13 protein-coding genes are annotated in these 13,691 nt (G+C 63.1%); all 13 read right to left on the minus strand.

Annotated elements, in window-relative coordinates; all coding sequences use genetic code 11:
- Positions 1-11: 11 nt before the first annotated feature.
- On the minus strand, positions 12-2,366 hold the full coding sequence (locus ROS217_RS22715; protein ID WP_254656523.1) for a copper-transporting P-type ATPase: 2,355 nt from the start codon (positions 2,364-2,366) through the stop codon (positions 12-14).
- A complete protein-coding gene (locus ROS217_RS22720) occupies positions 2,363-3,310 on the minus strand; it encodes a ribose-phosphate diphosphokinase (RefSeq protein WP_009820157.1) in 948 nt (315 codons plus the stop codon). Before ROS217_RS22720 ends, ROS217_RS22715 begins: the two co-directional genes overlap by 4 nt.
- On the minus strand, positions 3,307-4,815 hold the full coding sequence (locus ROS217_RS22725; RefSeq protein WP_009820158.1) for a thymidine phosphorylase family protein: 1,509 nt from the start codon (positions 4,813-4,815) through the stop codon (positions 3,307-3,309). The genes ROS217_RS22720 and ROS217_RS22725 overlap by 4 nt, the downstream gene beginning before the upstream one ends.
- On the minus strand, positions 4,812-6,194 hold the full coding sequence (locus ROS217_RS22730; protein ID WP_009820159.1) for an MBL fold metallo-hydrolase RNA specificity domain-containing protein: 1,383 nt from the start codon (positions 6,192-6,194) through the stop codon (positions 4,812-4,814). The genes ROS217_RS22725 and ROS217_RS22730 overlap by 4 nt, the downstream gene beginning before the upstream one ends.
- Positions 6,191-6,556, minus strand: coding sequence for a DUF5676 family membrane protein (locus tag ROS217_RS22735; protein ID WP_009820160.1), 366 nt, complete (start codon positions 6,554-6,556; stop codon positions 6,191-6,193). Before ROS217_RS22735 ends, ROS217_RS22730 begins: the two co-directional genes overlap by 4 nt.
- A gap of 466 nt (positions 6,557-7,022) precedes the next feature.
- Entirely contained in the window at positions 7,023-8,120 is a 1,098-nt protein-coding gene (locus ROS217_RS22740) for a phospholipase D-like domain-containing protein (protein ID WP_040652334.1), read from the minus strand.
- Positions 8,121-8,292: 172 nt separating this feature from the next.
- Positions 8,293-9,270: an NAD(P)/FAD-dependent oxidoreductase gene (locus ROS217_RS22745; protein WP_254656524.1), complete on the minus strand. Its 978-nt coding sequence runs from the start codon at positions 9,268-9,270 to the stop codon at positions 8,293-8,295.
- A gap of 63 nt (positions 9,271-9,333) precedes the next feature.
- Positions 9,334-10,029, minus strand: coding sequence for a CBS domain-containing protein (locus tag ROS217_RS22750; RefSeq protein ID WP_009820163.1), 696 nt, complete (start codon positions 10,027-10,029; stop codon positions 9,334-9,336).
- 39 nt (positions 10,030-10,068) lie between these two features.
- Positions 10,069-10,671, minus strand: a complete 603-nt coding sequence (petA, locus tag ROS217_RS22755) for a ubiquinol-cytochrome c reductase iron-sulfur subunit (protein WP_009820164.1) — start codon at positions 10,669-10,671, stop codon at positions 10,069-10,071.
- A complete protein-coding gene (fabI, locus tag ROS217_RS22760) occupies positions 10,668-11,510 on the minus strand; it encodes an enoyl-ACP reductase FabI (protein WP_009820165.1) in 843 nt (280 codons plus the stop codon). Before fabI ends, petA begins: the two co-directional genes overlap by 4 nt.
- Positions 11,503-11,682, minus strand: coding sequence for a hypothetical protein (locus ROS217_RS22765; RefSeq protein WP_040652282.1), 180 nt, complete (start codon positions 11,680-11,682; stop codon positions 11,503-11,505). Before ROS217_RS22765 ends, fabI begins: the two co-directional genes overlap by 8 nt.
- Positions 11,683-11,688: 6 nt before the next feature.
- Complete coding sequence (locus ROS217_RS22770; RefSeq protein WP_083781626.1) at positions 11,689-13,455, minus strand: DUF3141 domain-containing protein; 1,767 nt, start codon at positions 13,453-13,455, stop codon at positions 11,689-11,691.
- The gene (locus ROS217_RS24855) at positions 13,448-13,651 is read right to left on the minus strand and encodes a hypothetical protein (RefSeq protein WP_254656525.1); all 204 of its coding nucleotides are present in this window, start codon (positions 13,649-13,651) and stop codon (positions 13,448-13,450) included. The genes ROS217_RS22770 and ROS217_RS24855 overlap by 8 nt, the downstream gene beginning before the upstream one ends.
- Between the last annotated feature and the right edge of the window lie 40 nt (positions 13,652-13,691).

The following is a 13,691-nucleotide window of genomic DNA, read 5'->3' on the forward strand; positions in this document are numbered from 1 at the left end:
TGGCTTCCTTTCTAGATCTTTGCGCCGCGAAGGCGCAGCGAATTGAGCACCACCGATATCGACGAGGCGCTCATGGCGAAGGCGGCAAACATCGGGCTGATGAGGATGCCGAAGAACGGAAACAGCACCCCCGCCGCGACAGGCACGCCAGAGGCGTTGTAGATCAGTGCGAAGAACAGGTTCTGCCGGATATTACGCATGGTGGCCCGTGCGAGCCGCCGTGCGCGCACGATACCGTCGAGGTTGCCCTTGACCAGCGTGATGCCCGCGCTTTCGATGGCCACATCGGCCCCGGTGCCCATGGCGATTCCGACATCGGCCTGGGCCAGGGCCGGCGCGTCGTTGACGCCATCGCCGGCCATCGCCACCTTGCGGCCCTGCTGCTGCAATTCCTTGATGATCCGCGCCTTGTCCTCGGGCAGCACGTCGGCCCGGATCTCGTCAATGCCGAGACGTGCGCCGATCGCCTTGGCCGTGCGCTCGTTGTCACCGGTGGCCATGATGACGCGGAATCCCAGTGCATGCAGGTCCTTGATGGCGGCGGGCGTGGTCTCCTTCACCGGATCGGCGACAGCGACGAGACCCGCGATCTCGCCATCCAGCACCACGAACATCACCGTCTCGCCCTCGTCGCGACGGGCATTTGCCTTGGCGGTCAGGTCGCCGGCCTCAAGGCCAAGGTCCCGGATCATCGCCAGGTTGCCTAATGCGACCGCCTTGCCGCCCACGACGCCCTTCACGCCCTTTCCTGTGACCGCCTCGAAGTCGTCCGCGTCCGCCATATTCACATCGCGCTCTTCGGCGCCGCGCACGATGGCCTCGGCGAGGGGGTGTTCCGACCCGCGCTCCAGCGATGCGGCGAGACGCAGGACCTCGGCCTCGTCGTGACCGGGTTGCGGCAGGACGGCGACAAGCTGCGGCTTGCCCATCGTCAACGTGCCGGTCTTGTCGACGATCAAGGTATCGACCTTCTCGAACCGCTCCAGCGCCTCGGCGTTCTTGATCAGCACCCCGGCCTGGGCCCCCCGCCCCGTTGCCGTCATGATCGACATCGGTGTCGCCAGGCCAAGCGCACAGGGACAGGCGATGATCAACACGGCGACAGCCGAGATCAATGCGTAGGACAGCGCCGGGGATGGCCCCCAGACCGCCCACGCGATGAAGGACAGGACCGCGATACCGATCACGGCCGGAACGAAATATCCCGCCACCTTGTCGGCATACTTCTGGATCGGTGCGCGCGAGCGTTGCGCGTTCGACACCATCTCGACGATCTGCGCGAGCATCGTGTCGGACCCGACACGCGTCGCCTCCATCACCAGAGAACCGGTGCCATTGATCGTCGCGCCGGTCAGCGGGTCGCCCTCGGTCTTCTCCACCGGCACAGGTTCACCTGAGATCATGCTTTCATCGACCGAGGACCGGCCGTCCAGCACAACGCCATCGACCGGCACCTTGTCACCGGGACGCACGCGCAGCCGGTCCCCGACCTGTACGTCCTCCAGCGGAATCTCCTCTTCGGACCCGTCGTCTCGGATGACCCTCGCGGTCTTGGCCGCCATGTCGAGAAGCGCGCGGATCGCCTTGCCGGTGCCTTCACGGGCGCGCAATTCCATCACCTGGCCAAGCAGCACGAGCGTCACGATCACCGCCGCCGCCTCGAAATAGACGCCGACATGACCTTCGGCGTCGCGAAATCCGTCCGGGAATATGCCGGGTGCCAGAACGGCGACGACGCTGAAGAGCCAGGCCGCGATTACCCCCATACCGATGAGGGAGAACATGTTGAGATTCATCGTCCGGAACGAATTCCAGCCCCGAACCAGAAACGGCCAGCCGCACCAAAGAACCACCGGGGTCCCGAAAACCAACTCGATCCAGAGGGTTGCGCGCTCGCCGAAAATCTCGCGCACTCCCGGAAAGCCGAGATAGGGACCCATGGTGAGGATCAGAAGCGGAATGGTCAGTACCGTGCCAACCCAGAAACGCCGGGTGAAATCCACCAGTTCGGGGTTCGGGCCGTCGTCCATCGGGACCCCGGACTCAAGCTCCAACCCCATTCCGCAGATCGGGCAGGAGCCGTGCTCGACCTGGCGAACCTGCGGGTGCATCGGACAGCTGTAGACAGCGCCGTCATAGCCCTCCGGGACGGTATCATATCTGCCGTCCGCCGGGGCGGCACCAGCGTGATGGTCATGACCGTGGTGATCATGCCCGGCATGGTTGTCGAGCTCCGCCTCGGGCACAAGATGCATCCCGCATTTCGGGCAATCGCCCGGACCGTTCTGCCGTACCTCAGGGTGCATCGGGCAGACGTAAATGTTGGATTCGGTTTCATGTGCAGCATGGCTTACTTGGTCGTTCATTCGGTTGTCCTCTCGGCGGGATTCGGGTCCAGCCTAATTGTTCCAGCAACTGGAAGGTCAAGGGCTGTCACGACCGAAAGGATCGGTTCGGCCAATAGACCGGCAATTCCGATCGCATTCGTTGGATGGGGTATGGTGTCGGTGGTGATGATTCTTGCCGCACCAGCCGACAGAATGGCGTCCTGAGCGCCGTGCGCAAAGACCGCATGGATAGCCAGGCAGACAGGCGCGGCGGTTCCAGCCGCAAGCAATCTTTCGACGGCGCGTGCCATCGTGACGCCGGAAGATGCGATGTCGTCGAGGATCACTGGCGTGCCTTCGCGCAGCGCCGCGCTTTCCGGCACACTGACATCGACACTGCGGTCACCGGATCTCACCTTGCGCAAGACCTCATAGGGCCGTCCGGCCAGCCGGGCCACCTCGGCGACCCATTGCTGGCTTTCGCTGTCAGGGCCCAGAAGAACGGCGTCTGGCAGGTTCGTGCTGATCCAGGTCGCAAGCAGCGGGGCGGATACGGCGCGAATGGCAGGCATCGGGAAGACATCCTGCAGCCGGGCGATGCGGTGCAGATGCGGATCGACACTCACCAGCCAATCGAAGCTTTCCCCCAGGAATTGCGCAAAGAGCGGCGCGCTGACCGCCTGCCCGCGCTCGAAGCGGCGGTCCTGCCGCATGTAGCCAAGATAAGGCGCGATCAATCCGACGCGACGCGCGCCCATCTCGCGCGCCGTCGCCGCGGCGAAGCGCAAGGGCAGGGCTAGGCGGTCGGGATCGCGCAAAGTCGCCAGAAATGCCACATCGGCCCCGTCCAGATCGCCGGGCAGCGAGATCAGGCTTTCGCCATCGGGGAAGTGGTGCCAGTCGAGAGTGAGCAGGTCCGCCCCAAGCGCGGGTGCCAGGTCTTCGGCAAGCGGCCTCATCTCGGGAAACGCGACAAGGATCATGACACTGCCTCGGACAGCGTGAGCACGCCGGTCTGGGACTCGGCATAGGCCAGGGCATAGGCCAGTTCGCCTGGTGTCTCGGCATGAAGCTCATAAAGCGGCTGGCCCTTGTCCACCCAATCCCCGATCCGCACCAGAAGGCGGATGCCTGCGCTCTTCTGACGCGGGGCACCGGCCAGTTTGGCGATGCGGGCAATCCGGCGGTTGTCCACGGCCGTCAGTTCGCCCGCATGCCGGGCAAGTATCTCGATGCGTTGCGCGGCGGTGCCGGGTTCGTGGAAACCGCCCTGTGCCGCGCAAATTGCCATGAACTTTGCCTCCGCTGCACCACTATCGAGAAGCGCCTGCGCGCGGTCCCGCCCCCGCCCAGCAACGGCGTGCGGTGCGAGGTCCAGAAGATGCCCGGCCAGATCCAGCGCCCGCGCACGCAGGTCGCCAGGTACATCCGGCGCGCGCCGCAAAACCGCGAGCACGTCGTGCGCCTCCAGCGCCGGGCCCATGCCACGTCCCACCGGGGCCACGCCATCGCTGATATGTAGCGCCAGGTTCAGACCCAACGCCTTGCCCACCGAAGACAGCCGTATCCCGAGAGCCTCCGCCGCTCCGGCAGACCGCACCTTGGCCGTTGGTCCGACCGGCATGTCGATCAGAACATGGGTGGCACCGGCGGCCGCCTTTTTCGACAGTACGCTCGCTACGAGTTGACCGGTGGAGTCGAAATCGAGGGGGCGTTCGACACGGATAAAATGATCGTCGGCAGGACTGAGGGCGAGCCCGCCACCCCAGACGAGGCAACCGCCCTCGGCTTCGACCACCCGGCGCAGCGCGGCGGCGTCAAGCGCGACGGGCGCCATTACCTCCATGGTGTCGGCGGTTCCGGCAGGCGATGTGATCGCACGGCTCGACGTCTTGGGGATCAGATGCCCCGCCGCCGCGACGATGGCGACGACGATGGGTGTCGTGCGGTTGCCCGGCAATCCGCCGACGCAATGCTTATCGAGGACAGTGTGCTGCCCCCAGTCGAGCGTCTGCCCTGCTTCCTTCATGGCGCGGGTCAGCGCCACGGTTTCGGCCTCGTTCAGCCTGTCGCCGGCGCAGGCGGTCACGAAGGCGGCAAGGTCGAGGTCCGATAACCGGCTGTCGAGCGTGTCGTGCACGATCGTCGCGAACCCGGCCCGGTCCAGCCTCTCGCCATAGGCTTTCGCCCGGATCATAGACGCCGAAGCGGGCGGTTCAGGGTGCGAGAAAGCGGCTTCGTCTCCAATCTCAGCGCCAAGCGCGGCCCACGCGGAAACGGACAATGCCGCCTGGTCCACGGCAAGCCATGCTCCGCGGCCGACGACATTCAGGGTCGCGATGATCCAGCGGTCCTTCAGGTCGATCCGTATGCGTGTCTGGGCAGCAAACCCCTCGGAACGGCAAACGTGACAGTCTTCATGCATGTAGACGACCGGCTGCCGGTAGGTGTCGATGCGGGAAGAGACCAGGGCAAGCGTTTCGGTCATCGCGGCCTGTCCAGGTAGACGGATTCGAGATGTTCGGGCACGCGCGCGGATCGCCCTAGCTCGTGTTCGACGCGGAATCGCAGGGTATCGGCGGCGACAGGTTCCCCATGGGTGAGATAGGTCATCTCGGGGGCGGGACCGGCGGACATCCAGCGCAGGATCTCATCGGCATCGGCATGTCCGGAAAAGGACTGGAGCTGAACCACTTCGGCCTCGATCGGGAACTCCCGTCCGAACATGCGCAATGTCCGCGCGCCTCCGGCCAGCGCCGCGCCGCGCGTGCCACCGGCCTGGAAACCGGAGAGCAAGATCGCGTTCCGCCGATCGCCGCCGAAGCTGGCCAGATGGTGCAGGATACGCCCGCCGGTCAGCATTCCGCTGGCGGAGACGATGATCATCGGGCCCTGGCGCGTGTTCAGCTCCTTGGATTGCTCGACCGTGTTTACCCTCTTGGCGATCTCGAACATCGCAATGCAGTCTTCGCGGCTGACGTGGTGCTCGGCGTGATGACGGTGATAGATCTCGGTCGCATTCACCGCCATCGGGCTGTTGAGGAACACCGGGACATAGGGAATATCGCAGCGCTCCATCAATCGCGCAATGTGCAGCATCAGCCCCTGCGCCCGTCCGACGGCAAAGGACGGGATCAGCACCGTGCCGCCGCGGGCAAAGGTGCGTTTGAGGATCGGAGCCAGTTCGGCTTCTGGGTCCACGTCGGAATGGGACCGGTTGCCATAGGTGGACTCGCAGACCAGAACATCTGCTCCGCCGAATGGCTGGGGCGGTCGCATCAGCGGATCGGGATCATGGCCCAGATCGCCGCTGAAATGGACAACCCTGCCGCCGACCTCAAGCCGGATCTGCGCCGCCCCGAGCAGATGCCCCGCCGGAATGAAACGGGCCGCGATGCCGTCGCCTAAATCTATTCGCCGGTCGAACGGTTGAAGATCAAAGCGGTCCAGCGCGGCCTTTGCATCCTTGAGCGTATAGAGCGGTTTTGGCTTCTTGTGTTTGGAATATCCCTTCCGCGCGGCAAAGCGCGCCTCTTCTTCCTGGATATGGCCGCTGTCGGGCAGAATAAGCCCGCACAGATCTGCCGTTGCCTCTGTGCAAAGAACCCGCCCGCGAAACCCCGCCCGGATTAGTGCCGGCAGATATCCCGAATGGTCCAGATGGGCATGGGTGAGCAGCACAGTGTCGATGGTGTTGACGCGCACAGGGAACGGTTTGCGATTGCGCGCACGCAACTGCTTGAAGCCCTGGAACAGGCCGCAATCGATCAGGATGCGCCGCCCCAGGGCTTCGATCAGATAGCGCGATCCTGTCACCGTCCCGGCGGCGCCGAGAAAGCGCAGTTTCGGACGTTCGGTCGGAATCATGTTGCTGCTCCTCTTGCCGCGATGGCGTTGTAAAGGCCGCCGAAGATCAGCGCGGCGTACCAACCGTAGAGGAAGCTCTCGACCAGCCCGATGATGAAGCCCACCGGGGTCAGCCAGACGAAACCGGGCAGCAGACCGGACCAGGTTTCATACATTGCATAGGCGGGAAAGATCAGATCGAATGCGATGCACACAAGGTAGGTCAGCGCCAGGAACAGGCTCAGCGCCCAACCAAGCGGCACAACCGGCAGACGCACACGCCCTGCCCCGGCAGGCCCGCCCATGACGCAGGCCCCGCACGTCATGCGCAGGGCCAGGAAAAGGATCACCGCGACTGCGGTGAAATAGAAAATGGGCATCATGGCTTTCTCCCTTCTTGTCGTGGATTCGGACGGAGCGCGAACACATCCGCTGGACGGCGCCGGTTCAGGATGGGCGCACCAAGCGCCAGACGCCCATCCTGCGGTGGCTTTGCCTCGGCCCTAGCCGCAGCAGCAGCCGGATTTGGCCGGTTTTGCCTTTGCGGGTTCCGCGACCTGCGGTTCGACATTTGCTTTCGGCTGCGCATCGGTCTTGCCACCGCAACATCCGCCCTGTTTTTGCTGTGCTGTGTCTTGCGTCTGAGAAGTTGATCGGTCGTCCATCTGGACCTCCTTTTGTTTGGTTTCGTTCTATAGACGCGCCCCGACCGGAAGCATTACAGAAATTGGCAACCTGTCGGTCTTCGTTAGTACAGGAGCAAGTGTATCGCTCTGCCGTAGGAAGGCGTCGATATTGCAGACAGAGTTACTGCATCCCGGCAGGCTGTCGGCTGACCGGTGCCATAGGTTACAGCAGCCGCCGCGCGGCCCATCCGATCACCTCGAAACCTCGCGCGCGCCAGCCGCGGGAATGCCAAGCCCGAAGAGTGACTTCGCGGGCATCCGAAAGATCTTGCAGATATTGGGCCTGCAACTGCCCTGCCAGCACGCGGTCATGTGCGACCAGAACCAGCTCCTGATTGACGAACAGGCTTCGGTAGTCGAGGTTAGCTGACCCGATGATCGACCAGCCTGTATCGACGACCGACGTCTTGGCATGCAATGGACGGGGCAGATACTCGTAGACCCTCACGCCCGCCGAGAGAAGCTGCGCATATGCCGCCCGCGTCGCCCAGCCAGCGACCATAGGATCGCTCGTGCGAGGCACCAGCAGACGGACGTCCACGCCGCGACGCGCGGCATCCTGCAGCGCCCGGTCGACCACGGTGCCCGGACCGAAATAGGGCGACGTCAGATAAACGCAGGTCTGTGCCATCCCGATCAGTCCCGCGTGCAGACAGGCAAGCCTCTTTTGACACTTGCGCGAATAGCTCGGCACCAGCAGTCCTTCGCTTGCGTCGGCCTCTTCGGGAATGGCGTTTGCCGGAAGCGGGCGGGCGTCCCGCCAGAGCCGGTCGAAGTGGCTTTCGGCAAGCGTCGCCAACGGCCCCGGGACACGCACATGTGTATCGCGCTGGCGAGTCTCGCCGTGAAGCCGGCGCGAGTTCAACCGTCGGATGTTGAAACCGCCAAGGAACGCTTCCCGGCCGTCCAATATGAGAAGCTTGCGGTGGTTGCGTTGAAAATATCGCAGCGGGTGTCGGAGATCAAAGGGACGAAACCAGCGAAACCGCACGCCGCTGCGTTCCAGTTCCCGCCGAAACTTGTCGAAATTCCGCTGGCCGGCACCGAAAGCGTCGAGATGCAACCGCACGTCAAGCCCGGTTCGCGCTTTGGCTGCGAGCAAGGCGACAAAACGCGCCCCGACTTCGTCGGCGGCAAAGATGTAGGATTCTATCCAGATCGTTTCGGTCGCGCCCTCTATCGCCGCGAGCATCGCATCGAAAAGAGCATCTCCCTCGACGAACAGCTGGAAAGCGCCCCGCCCTTCGCCCAGATTTGGCACACAGATCGCTTGCCGGGCCTGCGGCAACGTCACGGAATTTTGACGAGGTGCGTGCGAGCTGCTCATGATCGCGGCTTACCGCCCCACCGGTCCAGTCGCAACATCGGCGTCACGAAGCCGACGCTATGCTTGGAACGCGAATTCGCAGGGAGGCACATCCGTCAGGTGTCCGCTACTTCATGCGCGCCGTACTGGCACCAGACACAAATGCAGTTGTTGTGGCTGCAACTTCGATCCTGCAAAGGGTTGCGATAGCGAAATCGGGCGAGCGGCAGCAGCAGGCGCTTAGGCAATGACAGCCGGTAGGCCTGGCCCAAGGCGTCGTTCGTGTCGTTTGATCCCAGCTTTCCGACCAGGTAGTCGATCCCGCGAGGCCCGCGTGTTCGCCGATCACCGGGTTTCTGCCCTGCATCGCGGTGCGCGGCAATCGGACATTCCCGAAACCCCCGAAGCCTCTCGGTCTTTGCATTTGCAGCCCGGCGTGACGTTCGAAATATGCCACCGTCGCGGCAAGATATTTTGCCTGATCGCGAAAGCCCGAGAACATGCAACTGGCCACCGTGCCGCGCCCCTGACGCACGAGCAGATAGGCGTAGCCTTTCGGGGCAATCTCCGCCCCGAACGCCAGCCACGTGCCATCGGCCATGGTCGTGTCAAAGACGTAGCCCACGGCGATGATATCGGCCCGCCGCGGCCCGCCTGCCAGGATCATATTGCCGGCGGTTCTCTTCACGCGATCATTGAATCGCACCTCTACCCCCGCCGTACGCGCCTGATCCAGCAAGGCCCTGTCGAGCGTTCCCGCTGCATTGCCGCACCGCAACAGGTAGAACAGGGGTTTCGATCCATGCACCCGGTGCGCTGTGGCGCGGCTATCAAAGACGACGCCTTCCGTCACGCCAAGATGATCGAAATCCGCGGCGACCCCTGCCTCCGCCAACTCGCCCAGAACGTTCCCGGCGGCGGTCCAGTTTTCAAGGCCTTGAAAGTCGTCGTGGAACCGATGGCCGACATCTTCGTGCCACTCTCGCACCACGACCCGACGATTGGCCTTGGCCAAAACGATTGCACAGACCAGACCTGCGGGACCGGCCCCGACGATTTCAATCGTTTTGTCTTCAGGGTCGGCGGCACCTGGCGTTAGCGCCATCATACGAACCCTCCTCGATGCGATCGACGTCCTGACAGGCCGGGTTTATCTGCGCAATGTGAGTCAGATCCCGTAAGCCCAGGCCGGCAGTCGTCCCATATGGACCTCAACCATCCTGACACCGGGCACGTTTTCGACGGCAACCCGGATCGCATTCTCCTCGAAATCGCTGTCGGCGACACCCCAGACGGCGACATTCCCCTTGTCCACCGTGTAGTTGATGAGGTTGACCGCTGCACCGGGCACTTCTTTCAGAGCCTCTTCAATCTTCGCACGCAGCACGCGGTCGTCCTCCGACGGCTCCGGCAGCGCCCCATCCTGAAGCGCCGACAAGGCGTGGAGCAGGTTCGCACGGCTGACGATGCCGACCACTTTGTCGGATCTCACCACCGGCACGCGCTTGATCCGGTGCTTTTCCAGAAGACGCGCGATTTCCGCGACATTCGTATCCTCTTCTACCGAAACCACATCCCTTGTCATCACGTCTTCGACCCGGTGGCTTTTGAACTTCACGAAATCCTGTGCGGATTCGCTTGCCCCGCCAAGCACCTCGAGCCACCATGACCGGCGTGGTCCGTCTGTTTCGCGGACACGCCGCATGAGGTCGCCTTCGCTGACAAGTCCCTTGAGGTCGCCCTCGGCGTCAACGACGGGCAGCGCGCTGATATTGTGGTCGAGCATCAAGCGTACCGCGTCCTCGATTTGTCCCTCCAGCGGGACCGAGATCACCGATGTTGTCATGATATCCCTGGCTTGCATGTCATAGTCTCCTTCTTGAATTTTGGCTGGTTCAGCACGTCAGGTGCCGATAACGAGTTGCAGGTCGTCGCCCAGATCGTAAGGTGGGATGTCGAGGTTGCGTGGGGCCGGCCCCTTCCGGATCCGGCCCGAGGTATCGTAATGCGATCCGTGGCACGGGCAGAACCAACCGCCGAACTCGCCCACCGCCGACCCATCCTGCCCCAGCGGAATGCACCCCAGATGGGTGCAGACACCGATGACGATCAGCCATTCGCCATCCTCGCCCGCCGCGCGGTTTTCATCCAGCGCTGGCTCTTCACTACTTGCGTTCGGATTCTCGACTGCTTCGTCAACAGGATCGGGAAGCTGGTCGAGATCGACGGCTCGTGCAGCCTCAATTGCGGCTGGTGACCGGCGCCAGACGAAGACCGGGCGCCCCTGCCATTTCACGGTAATACGTTGACCCGGTTCGACGCCGGAAAGATCAACCCTGACCGTGCCGGACGCGGTCACGTCGGCCGAGGGGTTCATCGAATTGATCAACGGCCAGACCGCCGCGCCTGCGGCAACCGCGCCGGTTGAGGCCGTTGCATAATACAGGAAATCGCGGCGCTCTGTTGCGGGTAATTGATCGGTTTCGTCACTGGTCTGGCGCATCATGATTCCTCCGATTTAGAGTTCATCTCGGCTGCGGCGACAGGGCTTTCGACGTGAACACCCGCATCGACATGCAGCACCTCGCCCGTGATGCCGCCGGTATAGTCGCTGGCGAACAGCAGGGCGGCGCGGCCCACCTCGTCGGCCGTGACGTTGCGCCGCAATGGGGCAACTCGCGCGGTCGCGTCCAGAAGACCCGCAAAGCCGGTCAACCCGGACGCCGCGCGGGTCATCACGGGTCCCGCCGAAATGGCGTTGACGCGGATGTTCGATGGCCCGAGTTCGTGGGCCAGATAGCGCACCGTGGCCTCAAGCGCCGCCTTCACCGGCCCCATCACGTTGTAATTCTCCACCACACGTTCGCCGCCGAGATAACTGAGCGTGATGAGGCTGCCGCTGCCTCTCATCAGGGGCTCAGCCAGATGCGCCATGCGGATCAGCGAATGGACGGACACATGCATCGCTTGGGAAAATCCTGCAGCCGAACAGTCAGTCAGGCGGCCATGAAGGTCGCGGGGCGGCACGCTGCCCACGGCATGAAGGATGAAATCCAATTTTCCCCAGCGGTCCGTGATGGCGTCGAAGACAGCGTCGAGATCGTGCGGCGCATTCACGTCACAGGGCAGCAGGATCGGCGCTTCGAGACGTGCAGCTAATGGCACCACATGAGGTTTGGTGCGCTCATCGACATAGGTGATGGCGAGCTCGGCACCCGCTTGACGGAAATGCAGGGCAGCAGGCCACGCCAGACTGCGATCATTGGCGATGCCGACAACCAGACCTTTCCGGCCGGACAGATCAAGCAGTTCCGCAGGATCGCAGCATTCGGCGAAGTCAGGCATCTTTGGACGTTGCCTCGGTATCGGCGGAAGCTTCGGTCTTCTTGTCGTGCGCACCATGACGCTTGGTCGACTTGCCATGTTCGTGTCCGCCATGTCCGTGCCCGAAAAGGTGCATTGCGGCCATTCCGCCGAAGACGAGAACCAAAACCCAGTTTTCAAAAAGCCATTCCATAATTGTTCATTCCTTTTTTGATGAGGCCGACGGTTTTTCCGCCTGTGTGGTTGCTGCGGCGAACGGGAAATTGCCGAACATCGCGCCAAAGACATGGGTGATCCAGGCATCGCGTCCCTTGCGCCATGCGCCTATACCCTCGCCGGTGCGCGCCGACAGCGCACGCTCGGCCACGATCGCGGGGTGGTCGTCCGGCAATGGTGAGCGCGTCTCGCGCAGCGTTTCGGCGGTGGACTTGATCAGGGCCATCCACGGGTTCACCTGTTCGGAGAACATCGTTCTGGTCCAGCGCATGGGGTGCAGCGCACGGAGCGCCTCAGCGCTGGCCGGGGTCGTCGCGGCGCGGATCCAAGGACTGACGAAAGTCGAATAGACCGCCTCGTTGATCCGCGATATCTGCGCCACTTGTTTCAAGGCCGCATCGTCCGATGCAATGCCCAGATCATCGACCTCGCGCGGCTCGAATCGCACCTCAAAATCGCCGGTCTCGCAGTCCGGGTCACCCGACGGGTTGTCGATCACCATCTCGTAGAGACCCGGGGAAAGGGCCTCGACATCGTCCAGGCTTTCCAGAATCGCACGATGCTGGAGCCGCGCGACAGAGCCGGAGACGAAGATGCCCAGATGCCCGACACGCGGATGCGTCATATAGACGATGCGCTGCCCGGCTGCCTTGAGCGCATCGGTATCGGGATAAAGCTTGCCAATCCACCCCATTGCCTGTTCGGGCGGCGTGATGTTGTCACCGTCCGAGGCGAAGATGATCAGCGGATTGCTGATGCGCTTAAGATCGACGGTGCAATGCGCATCCAGCTGCATCTCGCCCTGTTCCAGCCGGTTGCCGATGAACAGGTTCTGCGTGATGCCGAGGATTTCCTCGCGGCTGAGCGTGTAGTAGCCATTCCACCAGCGTTCGAACTCAAGGAACCGCTCGCGTTCGGTGTCGGCATGGGCAAAGAGGTTCGCGTATTTGTCCCAGATCGCCTTTTCGGGTTGCAAGGTCTCAAAATTCTGTGCCAGCCAGGCACCGTCGAACCGCCCGTCCCCCAGATCGGAGATCATATGGGCGGCCCATGCCCCGCCCGACAGTGCGCCCATCATCCGCATCGGGCTGCTTGCCGCCTCGCCCGACCAGTAGCTGAGCGGCGAGCCGTTCAGTACAATCGGACCGGTCAGACCGTCGCAATCGGCGGCCAGCAGCGTGGCCGCCCAACCGGCCTGGCAATTGCCGTAGAGCACGGGGGCTGTGTCCGGGTGACGACGAGCGACCTCGGAGACGAAGTCGCGCAAGGCATAATGCACATCCGACAGCGTCTGACCTGGCATGGGCTCGGGGTAGAAGATCACGAAATAGACCGGATGGCCCTCGTGCATCGCCATGCCGACCTCGCTGTCGCGCTTGAAGCCGCCGATACCGGGCCCGTGCCCGGCGCGCGGATCAATGACGATCACGGGCGGCTTGGCCTCGTCCACGCAATCGTCCCAGCAATCGTCGCCGACCCGCGTGATCCTGAGCAGCGCGTAGTTGGCCGACCGCTCAAAGGTGCGTGCGTCCAGCAGCAGTTCGTAATCGAAATCCAGTAGCGGCGGCATGCCCTGCCGCTCATGCGCGATCATGTTGTCGGCGCGTTCACCCAGCGTGTCGAGAAACAGCATCCAGCGTTCAAAGGCGTCTTGAGCATAGGAAACGTGAGTGCCTATCTTCGCGTCATCGGAGGCAGCTGCGGGGGGGTGCTCCGGCGCCACAGTTGCAAGGCGCAAGCTCTTATTCATCGCTGATTTCCTTCTCATAGTTGGTCTTTGCGGGCGGTCTCTTCGCATCCAGCAGACGCACGCAATCCTTCGCCCCATCCTCGCGCAGACCGGGAAGGAGATAGGTCGCATCGCCAGGTGCAATGCCCAGTGCGATTGCCGCAAGTGTCCGGGGTTGTTTCATCACTTCCACACGGTTGAACAACGCGCGCGCCATCGGGGCATCTGCGTACGCGGAGGTCTCGGCACATGCGCAG

The organism is Roseovarius sp. 217, from assembly GCF_000152845.1.
Classification (GTDB): Bacteria; Pseudomonadota; Alphaproteobacteria; order Rhodobacterales; family Rhodobacteraceae; genus Roseovarius.

What these genes read in the sequence shown, in the direction of transcription:
- petA (WP_009820164.1), bottom strand. Translation starts at nt 10,671, where the DNA reads ATGATGCGCCAGACCAGTGACGAAACCGATCAATTACCCGCAACAGAG.
- ROS217_RS22750 (WP_009820163.1), bottom strand. Translation starts at nt 10,029, where the DNA reads ATGCAAGCCAGGGATATCATGACAACATCGGTGATCTCGGTCCCGCTG.
- ROS217_RS22735 (WP_009820160.1), bottom strand. Translation starts at nt 6,556, where the DNA reads ATGATGCCCATTTTCTATTTCACCGCAGTCGCGGTGATCCTTTTCCTG.
- ROS217_RS24855 (WP_254656525.1), bottom strand. Translation starts at nt 13,651, where the DNA reads ATGGCGCGCGCGTTGTTCAACCGTGTGGAAGTGATGAAACAACCCCGG.
- ROS217_RS22715 (WP_254656523.1), bottom strand. Translation starts at nt 2,366, where the DNA reads ATGAACGACCAAGTAAGCCATGCTGCACATGAAACCGAATCCAACATT.
- ROS217_RS22730 (WP_009820159.1), bottom strand. Translation starts at nt 6,194, where the DNA reads ATGATTCCGACCGAACGTCCGAAACTGCGCTTTCTCGGCGCCGCCGGG.
- ROS217_RS22720 (WP_009820157.1), bottom strand. Translation starts at nt 3,310, where the DNA reads ATGATCCTTGTCGCGTTTCCCGAGATGAGGCCGCTTGCCGAAGACCTG.
- ROS217_RS22725 (WP_009820158.1), bottom strand. Translation starts at nt 4,815, where the DNA reads ATGACCGAAACGCTTGCCCTGGTCTCTTCCCGCATCGACACCTACCGG.
- ROS217_RS22745 (WP_254656524.1), bottom strand. Translation starts at nt 9,270, where the DNA reads ATGGCGCTAACGCCAGGTGCCGCCGACCCTGAAGACAAAACGATTGAA.
- ROS217_RS22765 (WP_040652282.1), bottom strand. Translation starts at nt 11,682, where the DNA reads ATGGAATGGCTTTTTGAAAACTGGGTTTTGGTTCTCGTCTTCGGCGGA.
- fabI (WP_009820165.1), bottom strand. Translation starts at nt 11,510, where the DNA reads ATGCCTGACTTCGCCGAATGCTGCGATCCTGCGGAACTGCTTGATCTG.
- ROS217_RS22770 (WP_083781626.1), bottom strand. Translation starts at nt 13,455, where the DNA reads ATGAATAAGAGCTTGCGCCTTGCAACTGTGGCGCCGGAGCACCCCCCC.